The organism is Cellulomonas pasadenensis, from assembly GCF_047229365.1.
In the GTDB taxonomy this organism is placed as follows: Bacteria; Actinomycetota; Actinomycetes; order Actinomycetales; family Cellulomonadaceae; genus Cellulomonas.
In genome coordinates this window covers 1-7,973 of the sequence record NZ_JBFTEP010000152.1, presented here as the reverse complement: position 1 = coordinate 7,973, position 7,973 = coordinate 1, and the positions used below count along the sequence as shown (strand labels likewise).

The 7,973-nt window shown below is 76.6% G+C and carries 9 protein-coding genes; 5 read left to right on the top strand and 4 right to left on the bottom strand.

Annotated elements, in window-relative coordinates; genetic code table 11:
• Window positions 1-220 precede the first annotated feature (220 nt).
• The 3 genes from AB6N23_RS15990 to AB6N23_RS15980 all read left to right on the top strand — a co-directional run bounded on the left by AB6N23_RS15990 (window position 221) and on the right by AB6N23_RS15980 (window position 3,172).
• Complete coding sequence (locus AB6N23_RS15990) at window positions 221-994, top strand: GAF and ANTAR domain-containing protein (protein WP_412866987.1); 774 nt, start codon at window positions 221-223, stop codon at window positions 992-994.
• Window positions 995-1,075: 81 nt separating this feature from the next.
• Window positions 1,076-2,785 carry a DUF885 domain-containing protein gene (locus tag AB6N23_RS15985; RefSeq protein WP_412866986.1) on the top strand — a complete coding sequence of 570 codons (1,710 nt, stop codon included), beginning with the start codon at window positions 1,076-1,078 and terminating at the stop codon, window positions 2,783-2,785.
• Window positions 2,786-2,803: 18 nt separating this feature from the next.
• Window positions 2,804-3,172, top strand: a complete 369-nt coding sequence (locus tag AB6N23_RS15980; RefSeq protein ID WP_412866985.1) for a biopolymer transporter Tol — start codon at window positions 2,804-2,806, stop codon at window positions 3,170-3,172.
• Here AB6N23_RS15980 and AB6N23_RS15975 read toward each other — a convergent pair.
• The 4 genes from AB6N23_RS15975 to AB6N23_RS15960 form a co-directional block, all read right to left on the bottom strand.
• On the bottom strand, window positions 3,144-3,890 hold the full coding sequence (locus AB6N23_RS15975; RefSeq protein WP_412866984.1) for a vitamin K epoxide reductase family protein: 747 nt from the start codon (window positions 3,888-3,890) through the stop codon (window positions 3,144-3,146). The two genes, AB6N23_RS15980 and AB6N23_RS15975, sit on opposite strands and share 29 nt — an antisense overlap.
• A gap of 116 nt (window positions 3,891-4,006) precedes the next feature.
• Window positions 4,007-4,342, bottom strand: a complete 336-nt coding sequence (locus AB6N23_RS15970) for a YnfA family protein (RefSeq protein ID WP_412866983.1) — start codon at window positions 4,340-4,342, stop codon at window positions 4,007-4,009.
• 236 nt (window positions 4,343-4,578) lie between these two features.
• Window positions 4,579-5,094 (bottom strand): SRPBCC domain-containing protein, encoded by a 516-nt coding sequence (locus tag AB6N23_RS15965; RefSeq protein ID WP_412866982.1) that lies wholly within the window; start codon window positions 5,092-5,094, stop codon window positions 4,579-4,581.
• Window positions 5,091-5,420, bottom strand: coding sequence for an ArsR/SmtB family transcription factor (locus tag AB6N23_RS15960; RefSeq protein WP_378205389.1), 330 nt, complete (start codon window positions 5,418-5,420; stop codon window positions 5,091-5,093). Before AB6N23_RS15960 ends, AB6N23_RS15965 begins: the two co-directional genes overlap by 4 nt.
• A gap of 81 nt (window positions 5,421-5,501) precedes the next feature.
• Here AB6N23_RS15960 and AB6N23_RS15955 point away from each other — a divergent pair, with 81 nt between their 5' ends.
• Window positions 5,502-6,182, top strand: coding sequence for a Maf family protein (locus AB6N23_RS15955; RefSeq protein WP_412866981.1), 681 nt, complete (start codon window positions 5,502-5,504; stop codon window positions 6,180-6,182).
• 246 nt (window positions 6,183-6,428) lie between these two features.
• Window positions 6,429-7,973, top strand: a 1,545-nt coding sequence (locus AB6N23_RS15950) for an acetyl-CoA carboxylase biotin carboxylase subunit (RefSeq protein WP_412866980.1), incomplete at its 3' end; no start/stop codon positions are given.

Here is a 7,973-nt window from a genome sequence, read left to right as displayed (position 1 = left end):
GGGTCGCACCCGGTCGTCTGCGGGGCGTGCGCCCGCGCGTGACCGGCCCCGACGCGTGGCGCTGGAGCCTGCACCCCTGACGGCCCGGCCCCGGCCGCCGTCGCCGCGCCGGCGCGTACCCGCACGTGCGCGGCGACGCCGGTCCTCCTATCGTCGCTCCTGCAGCCGTGGACGGGCTCGAGCACGGGGCTCGTCGCGGCGCGTCGGACACCCTGGGAGCGTGTTGCGCGTGACCGCCGAGCACCACCACGACGCGGCCGAGCCGGACCGCACCGACGCACGCGCCGACACGGTGACGCCCGCCCTGCTCGACGTCGTGCTGACGGACGCGAGCATCGAGTCGCACCTGGCGCACGTCGCGTCGATGGCCGCGGACCTCGACCCCGCCATCGGCGGCTGCGGCGTGACGGTGCGGCGCGGCGGGCGCCCGAGCCGCGTCGCGGCGAGCCACCCGCTGGCCGGCGCCGTGGACGAGGTGCAGCTGGCGGCCGGCGAGGGACCCGCCCTCGAGAGCCTCGCGACCGGCGCGGTGCTCGTCGTCGAGGACTACGAGGCGGACCGGCGCTGGCCGCGCTACGGGCGGCACGTGGTCGCCCGCGGCGTGCGCAGCAGCATGTCGGTGCCGCTCCAGGTCACCGGGGCCACGGTCGGCGTCCTGTCGGCGTACGGCCGCGAGCCGGACGTCTTCACGCAGGACGTGCGCGACACCCTCCTCCGGTTCGCCGGGCAGGCCGAGGGGCTGGTCGCGGTCACCCTGCGGAACACGACGCAGGCCGACGAGCTCCTGCACCTGCACACGGCCATGGACTCCCGCAGCGTCATCGACCAGGCGCTGGGCGTGCTCATGGCGCAGCAGCGCTGCACGGCCGACGAGGCGTTCGCCCTGCTGCAGGCCGCGAGCCAGAGCCGCAACCGCAGGGTCGCGCAGATCGCCGCCGACATCGTGACGACGGTCAGCGGAGCACCGCCGCGCACCGGACGCTTCCGCAGCTGACGGCACAGGGACCGCCCCCGCGGGGCCGCACGGCCGCGGCCGGGGACGGGACCGTCGGGACCGGCCGTTAGGGTGCCGAGGGTGAGCACGCTGCCCCCGTCCGGTCCCGCCCGCACCGCCACCCCCGTCGACGCCGTCGCCGACGCGCACGTCGCCGCGATCGCCCGCCTGCACCCCGTCGAGGCCACGCACCTGGGCGTGCCGGGTCACGAGCGCGAGCTGCCGGACTACTCCCCGGAGGGGCACGCGGCCCGCGCCGAGGAGCGCCGGTCGACGCTCATCGCGCTCGACGGCCTCGCCGCCGCCGACGACGTGGACACCGTCACGCTGGCGGCCATGCGGTTCGCGCTGCGCGACGAGCTCGAGCTGCACGAGGCCGGGGAGGACGAGCGCCGGCTCAACAACATCTCCTCCCCCGCGCAGGCCGTCGCCGAGGTCTTCGACCTCATGGCCACCGACACCGAGCAGGCGTGGGACGACGTCGCCGCCCGCCTGCGCGCGGTGCGCGGCGCGCTCGCGGGGTACAGGACATCGCTGCGCGCGGCGGCCGCCCGCGGCGACGTCGCGCCCGTGCGCCAGGTGCGCGCCGTCGAGGCGCAGGCGCAGGGCCTCGCGGACGCCCGGGAGTCGGCGCTCGCGCGGCTCGTGCGCGGGCCCGAGGCGCAGCGCGTCCTCGGGGACGACCACCCGCTGCGCGGCGACCTGGAGGCGGCGTCGGCCGACGCGCGCGCCGCCTACGGCGAGCTCGCGCGGTTCCTCGCCGACGAGCTCGCGCCGCAGGCGCCCGAGGCGGACGCCGCCGGCCGTGACCGGTACGCGCTGTGGTCGCGGCACTGGGTCGGCGCGACGCTCGACCTCGAGGAGACGTACGCGTGGGGCCTCGAGGAGCTGGCGCGCGTGCAGGCCGAGCAGGCGGAGCTGGCCGCGCAGGTGGCCGGCCCGGGCGCGACCGTCGAGGAGGCGGTCGCCGTGCTCGACGCCGACCCGGCGCGCACGCTGACCGACGTCGACGCCCTCCAGGCGTGGATGCAGCGCACGTCCGACGCGGCCGTCGAGGCGCTCGACGGCACCCACTTCGACATCCCGGTGCCCGTGCGCACCCTCGAGTGCCGCATCGCGCCGTCCCGCACGGGCGCCATCTACTACACGGGCCCGAGCGACGACTTCAGCCGGCCCGGCCGCATGTGGTGGTCCGTCCCCGAGGACGTCACGACGTTCCACACCTGGCGCGAGCTGACGACCGTCTACCACGAGGGCGTCCCGGGCCACCACCTGCAGATCGCGCAGGCCGTGCACGAGCGCGCGACCCTCAACCAGTGGCGCCGCCTCGCGTCGTGGACGTCCGGCCACGGCGAGGGCTGGGCGCTGTACGCAGAGCGGCTCATGGCCGACCTCGGCTTCCTCGACGACCCGGGCGACCGGCTCGGCATGCTCGACGGGCAGCGCCTGCGCGCCGCACGGGTCGTCTTCGACATCGGCGTGCACCTGGGCCTGCCCGCACCGGCGGCGTACGGCGGGGTCTGGACACCCGCGAGCGCGTGGGACTTCCTGCGCGCGAACGTCAACATGTCCGAGTCGTTCGTCCGGTTCGAGTACACGCGCTACCTCGGCTGGCCGGGGCAGGCGCCGTCGTACAAGGTCGGGCAGCGCCTGTGGGAGCAGGCCCGCGACACCGCGCGCCGGCAGGCGGCCGAGCGCGGCCAGGCGTTCGACCTGCGCGACTTCCACGCGCGGGCGCTGCGGCTCGGCTCGGTGCCGCTCGAGATCCTGCCGGCGGCGCTCGGCGTCTGACCCGTGCACACTGCCCGTGTGGTCGAGCAGCCGGCGGGCGACGTCGCACGCACCCCGGACGGGCGGTACGTCGTGGTCCGCGGACGCCGCTGGCGTGCCTCGGACCCGGCGCTGCCGGAGGACGCCGCCACCGTGCTGCGGCGTGAGCTGATGAGCGCGCGGCGGGCCGTCGGCGCCGCGCTGCGGGCGGACGACCCGCACGCCGAGCGGGCCGCCCGCGACCGCGTCCAGGCGGCGAAGGTCGCGCTCGGCGAGCGCGGGACGCCGTGGTGGGAGCAGTCGCCGGACGAGCGCCGCGCGCGCTGGGAGCCGCTGGTGCGGGCGCTCCAGCCGGGCCCGCCGACCCGGGCCGACGGGCTCAGCCCAGGATCGCCCAGCCGTACTTGAGCATGACGAGCGCCGCGAGGAGCACGAGGAACGCGACGGTCACGAACCAGTCGTTGCCCGCCGCGACGAAGCGGCGCGCCCACGGGCCGGCCGCACCGGGCAGGCGCAGGTGCCCGTCGCGCACGTTGACGCGCGTCAGGCCCGCCCACACGAGCGTCGTCGTCACCGTGATGAGCAGGCACCACGGGCACAGCGCACCGATGACCGTGTACGCCTGCTGGAACAGCCACAGCGCGAACACCAGGCCGAGCGTGTAGACGACCTGCGCCGTGAGCATGAACCAGCGCGGGAACCGCACCCCGCCGATCATCGCGACCGCGAGCGTGAGCACCACCGCCTCGGCGGCGATGCCGAGGAACGCGTTCGGGAAGTGCTCCCCCAGCAGGTTCGCCTGCCAGGAGCGGCCGACCGTGCCGCAGCTGATGACGGCGTTGAGGTCGCACGACAGCGACGCGTCGGGGTCGCCCGCGAGCACGACCGCCTCGATCGACAGCACGAACGACGCGTACAGGCCGATGAGCCCGGACACCACCATCTCGATCGCCGTGCGGCGGCGCCACGGCAGCGGGGCCGGGCCGGCGTCGAGCGGGTCGTGCGGCGGGAGGTCGAGCGCGCCGTCGTCGAGGTCGGCGTCGAGCTCGTCGTCGTGCGCGGGGTCCACGTCGCGGCCGGGCGGCGTCGTCGCCGTCCGACCCGTCGGGGCGCTGGGCTGCTTCACGGTGTGTCCTCCTGCGCGGCTCACCGGCGGACGTGTCGGGACTGCATGGTGCCACGCCCACCTGGGCGCCGGGCAGACCATCGTCCCGGGCGTGAGACGTCGCCGCTGGCCGCGACTCACGCGGGACGCGGCGCGTACATGATGAGGCCGACGCCGACGAGGCACACGAGCGCGCCCGCGACGTCCCAGCGGTCCGGCCGGAACCCGTCGACGACCATCCCCCACACCAGCGACCCGGCGACGAACACGCCGCCGTACGCCGCGAGGATGCGGCCGAAGTGCGCGTCCGGCTGGAGCGTCGCGACGAACCCGTAGAGCCCGAGCGCCACCACGCCGGCGCCGATCCACACCCACCCGCGGTGCTCCCGCACGCCCTGCCACACGAGCCACGCCCCGCCGATCTCGCACAGCGCGGCGACGACGAACAGGACGAGCGAGCGGGTGAGCGTCATGCGCGCGAGCCAACCGCCTCCGCCCGCCCCCGTCCACCACCGCGGTACATGCGTCACGGGTGCGGGTGGTGCACCACCCGCGCTCGTGACGCATGTACCGCGCTCGGGGTGGGGTGTGGTGGGCGCCGGGTGCGGCACGTCGCACCCGGTGCGGCAGGTGCACCCGCGGTCGGTGGGACGTGCCGCGGTCGGCGGTGGGGGGCACGTCGCGGGGCCGGCGACGGGCGACGGGTGTGTCAGGCCGGTTCGAGGTGCTGCTTCAGGGCCTCGACGAGGTAGGCGGAGCCCTCGGCGGTCTCCGTGCCGTGCCCGCCGGCATGGACGAGCGTGACGCAGCAGCCGTCGCCCTCCGGCTCGACGGTCCAGGTGAGCACGCCCTGGTCGTCGGGCGCGCCCGACCACACCGCCACGAACGTGTGCGACAGCGTGCGCGGCGGGTCGTGCGCGAGGACGGTCCCGCGGATCTGCGGCGTCCCGTCGCCGTCGACGTACTCGACCGGGGAGCCCACCTCCCACGTCGTCCGCGCCGCCGTGCCGTAGTACCAGGCGCGCGTGCGGCCCGGCTCCGTGAGCGCCGCCCACGCGGCCTCGGGCGACGCGGCGACGTGCACGCGGTACACGCGTTCGCTCGTCGCGGCGCTCGTGGTCGTGCCGCTCGTTGTCGCGCCGGGCCGGCTCGGCGCCGCGTCCGTCGTGCTGCCCTCCGTCGTGCTGCCGTCGGTCGTGCTGCCGTCGGTCGTGCTGCCGCTCATGTCGTCCGCCTCTCGTCCTCGAGCTCCCGCCTCAGGGCTGTCAGCCCCGACGCCGTGCGCGCGCCGAAGTCGTCGATCCAGCGCTCCGCGAGCTCGACGATCGGCACGGCGTTGAGGTGGCACACCCGCCGCCGCCCCACCTTGCGCGTCACCACCAGTCCCGCCGCCTCCAGCACGCGGACGTGCTTGAGCACGACGTGCGGGCCGAGCGGCGCCACCTCCTCGGTGAGCTCCCGCACCGAGCGCCCGTCCCGGGCCCGCAGGGCGTCGAGCAGACGCCGCCGGGTCGGGTCCGCGATCGCGGCGATGACGGCGTCCGTACCCACGTCGGCCACGATAGGTGACCGCACGGTCACCTATCAAGGGTCGACCGCGTCCCCCTGCCCGGCGGGCTAGGGTCGGACGCCGTGACCCGCCTGCTCCTGGCCTCCGCCTCCCCCGCCCGCCGCGCGACGCTCGCCGCGGCGGGCCTGGACCCGCTCGTGGCCGTCTCCGGCGTCGACGAGGACGCGGTGCTCGCCGCGGCCCGCGAGCGCTTCGGCGCCCTCGAGCCCGCCGACGCGGTGCTCGTCCTCGCGCAGGCGAAGGTCGAGGCCGTCGCGCGCCGCCTGGCCGACGACGAGACCCTCGCGGTCGCGGGCTGGGACGGCGACGACGACCTCGTGCTGCTCGGCTGCGACTCCATGCTGGAGCTCGACGGCGAGATCCTCGGCAAGCCGGCCGACGCCGACGACGCGGTGACGCGCTGGCGCGCCATGCGGGGGCGCACGGGCGTGCTCCACACGGGGCACTGGCTCGTCGACGAGCGCCCCTCCGGCGCGGACGGCCCCGGCACCGGCGGCACGCTCGGCGCCACGGCGTCGACGGTGGTCCACTTCGCCGACCTCTCCGACGACGAGGTCGCGGCGTACGTGGCGACGGGCGAGCCGCTCGCCGTGGCCGGCGCGTTCACCGTCGACGGGCTCGGCGGCCCGTTCGTCGAGCGGATCGAGGGCGACCACCACAACGTCGTCGGCGTCAGCCTGCCCCTGCTGCGGGAGCTGCTCGGCGAGATCGGCCTGCGCGTCACCGACCTCTGGCGGCGCTGACCCCGCCCTCGTCCCGGCGGCCGCCCCGGCCCTCGTCCCGGCGGCCGCCCCGGCCCTCGTCCCGGCGGCCGCGCCGGCGCCCGTTGTCCGACCCGGACAACCGGCGCCCGGCATGCCCGCCGATCCGCGCCGCGGCGTGGTGGGTTCCTACAACGTCCCCGGCCGGGACCTTGGTACCTTCCCCAATCTTGACCGCCGTGCCCGGCCGTGCCCCGGCGCGCGGGGGCGCCCGCGCTACGGTGAGCCGTGCCCGACTCGACCCCCTTGCGCAAGGTGCTCATCGCCAACCGTGGCGAGATCGCGGTCCGCGTCGCCCGTGCCTGCCGGGACGCCGGCCTGGCGTCGGTGGCGGTGTACTCCGACACCGACCGCGAGGCGCTGCACGTCCGGATCGCCGACGAGGCGTTCGCGCTGGACGGCGCGCGCGCCGCGGAGACGTACCTCGACATCGCGAAGCTGCTCGACGTGGCCCGCCGGTCCGGCGCCGACGCCGTGCACCCCGGCTACGGCTTCCTCAGCGAGAACGCCGACTTCGCGCGGGCCGTGCGCGCCGCCGGCCTCGTGTGGGTCGGTCCGCCGCCGTCGGCCATCGAGCAGCTCGGCGACAAGGTGAGCGCGCGGCACATCGCGCAGCGCGCCGGCGCCCCGCTCGTGGCCGGCACCCCCGACCCCGTGCAGGACGTCGCGGAGATCCACGCGTTCGCGGCCGAGCACGGCCTGCCGGTCGCCATCAAGGCGGCGTTCGGCGGCGGCGGGCGCGGGCTGAAGGTCGCCCGCACGGTCGACGAGATCGACGAGATGTACGAGTCCGCCGTCCGCGAGGCCGTCGCCGCGTTCGGGCGCGGCGAGTGCTTCGTCGAGCGGTACCTCGACCGCCCCCGCCACGTGGAGACCCAGTGCCTCGCCGACGCGCACGGCACGGTCGTCGTCGTCTCGACGCGCGACTGCTCGCTGCAGCGGCGGCACCAGAAGCTCGTCGAGGAGGCGCCCGCGCCGTTCCTCTCCGACGCGCAGCGCGCCACGCTGGTCGAGTCGTCCCAGGCCATCCTGCGCGAGGCCGGCTACGTCGGCGCCGGCACGTGCGAGTTCCTCGTCGGCGCGGACGGCACCGTCTCCTTCCTCGAGGTCAACACGCGCCTGCAGGTGGAGCACCCGGTCACGGAGGAGATCTCCGGCATCGACCTGGTCCGCGAGCAGCTGCGCATCGCCGCGGGCGAGCCGCTCGGGTACACCGAGGTGGCCACGCGCGGGCACTCGATCGAGTTCCGCATCAACGGCGAGGACCCGGCCGCCGGCTTCCTGCCCGCGCCCGGCCGCATCACGCGCCTGCGCTTCCCCGCCGGCCCCGGCGTGCGCGTCGACTCCGGCGTCGTCGAGGGCGACACCGTCTCCGGCATGTTCGACTCGATGATCGCGAAGCTGGTCGTGACCGGCGCGGACCGGCGGCAGGCCGTCGAGCGCGCCCGCCGCGCGCTCGCCGAGCTCGAGGTCGTCGGCATCCCGACCGTCGTGCCGTTCCACCGCGCGGTGCTCGACGCCGACGCGTTCGTGCCCGCCGACGCCGACGCGCCGTTCCGCGTGCACACCCGCTGGATCGAGACCGAGTTCGCCGAGACCGTCGCCGGGCTGGGCGGCACGCCCGCCGCGCCCGCCGAGGACGAGGCACCCGACGCCGCGGCCCTCGACCGCGTCGTCGTCGAGGTCGGCGGCAAGCGGCTCGAGGTCGTGCTGCCCGCCGCGCTCGGCCTCGGGCGCGGCGCCGGCACCGGCCCCGGTCGCGGCACCCCGGCG

Bases quoted from the DNA above. Each gene is read 5' to 3' on its own strand.
- AB6N23_RS15970 (WP_412866983.1), bottom strand. From the start codon at position 4,342: ATGACGCTCACCCGCTCGCTCGTCCTGTTCGTCGTCGCCGCGCTGTGC.
- AB6N23_RS15965 (WP_412866982.1), bottom strand. From the start codon at position 5,094: ATGAGCGGCAGCACGACCGACGGCAGCACGACCGACGGCAGCACGACG.